This window comes from Bacillus cereus group sp. BfR-BA-01524 (assembly GCF_022662595.1).
Lineage (GTDB): Bacteria > Bacillota > Bacilli > Bacillales > Bacillaceae_G > Bacillus_A > Bacillus_A thuringiensis_S.
The window spans coordinates 1-1,635 of sequence record NZ_JAKUDW010000220.1; the positions used below are offsets into that span (position 1 = coordinate 1).

Genomic DNA, 1,635 nt, shown 5'->3' on the forward strand with positions numbered 1-1,635 from the left:
AGCTGTAACAGAGGTAACCTGAGATTGTCCTTTCGTAATTGTGAAAGGAATTGGTTTAATGTTTAAATCATAGCCAGTTGGAGCTTTCGTTTCAATGAACTGATAATCTCCCGGACGTAAATCAGAAACAGAAATCTTACCATCTTTATCAGTAGTTAAATCAGAACGAACATCCTTACCGTTCATATCTACAATTTTAAAGATAGCCCCTTCAAGAGTAGTACCATCGATGTCATCAACTTTAGTTAATTCAACTGCGCCTTTAGTTAAGCTGTTAGTAGCAGTAACAGAAGCTTTAGCAGTTTGACTCTTTTCAACAGTAAACTTGATAGGATTTTGATTTAAGTCATAATGCTTAGGAGCTTTCGTTTCAATGAACTGATAATCTCCTGGACGTAAATCAGAAACAGAAATCTTACCATCTTTATCAGTAGTTAAATCAGAACGAACATCCTTACCGTCCATATCTACAATTTTAAAGATAGCCCCTTCAAGAGTAGTACCGTCGATGTCATCAACTTTAGTTAATTCAACTGCGCCTTTAGTTAAGCTATTCGTAGCAGTAACAGAGGCGATTTTTTCTTGGCCTTTTTTAACTGTGAACTTAATAGGTGTTTCGTTTAAGTCATAGTGTTCAGGAGCCTTTGTTTCGATAAACTCATAGTCTCCTGGCGGTAATTCATCCACAACTAAACGGCCGTTTTTATCAGTAGTTAAATCGGTACGAACATCGTGTCCATCCTTATTAACAATTTTAAATACTGCACCTTCAAGTGTTGTGTTTCGCTTGGCATCATCAACTTTAATTAATTCAACACTACCTTTCGTTAAGCTATTAATAGCTGTAACAAAGACATGCTTTGTTTGACTTCTTTCGATTGTGAACTTAATTGGTTCTTCATTTAAGTCGTAATGTTTAGGAGCTTTTGTTTCAATAAATTGATAGTCTCCTGGTTGTAAGTCTTTAGCGATGATTTTTCCGTCTTTATTGGTAACTAAATTCGTACGAATGTCGTTACCGTTCAGATCAGTAATTTTAAATACCGCACCTTCTAGCATTTCTTTCTTATCTATAGAGTCAACTTTCGTTAATTCTACGCCACCTTTTGTTAGGCCATTCTTAGCAGTAACAGAAACGTGAGTTGGTTGACTTCTCTCGATAGTGAAGCTAATAGGTTTTTTATTTAAATCGTAATGCTTAGGAGCTTTCTTTTCAATGAATTGATAGTCTCCTGGGCGTAAGTTCGTAGCAGTAATCTTACCATCTTTATCAGTAGTTAAATCAGTGCGAACAATTTTATCTTTTGCATCGATGATGTTAAACACTGCATCAGAAAGTTTTGTATCTGGATTTATATCATCCACTTTTATTAATTCTACAGCACCCTCAGTTAAGCTATTTGTAGCAGTAACTTGGAGCTTTTCTTTTTGGCTTTTCTTAATTGTAAACTTAATAGGTGTACTATCTAATTTATAGTGTTCAGGAGCTTTCGTTTCAACAAACTGATAGTCCCCAGGACGTAAATCAGAAACAGAAATTTTTCCATGTACATCTGTTGTAAGCTCAGTACGAATGTCGTTACCATTCATATCGGTAATTTTAAATACCGCATCTTTAAGAGCAGTACCATCTAC

The 1,635-nt window shown here is 35.4% G+C and carries 1 protein-coding gene; it reads right to left on the reverse strand.

Annotated elements, in window-relative coordinates; genetic code table 11:
* Positions 1–1,635 (reverse strand): MSCRAMM family protein (locus MR170_RS30510; protein WP_276575689.1); only part of this gene is annotated, 1,635 nt, incomplete at both ends.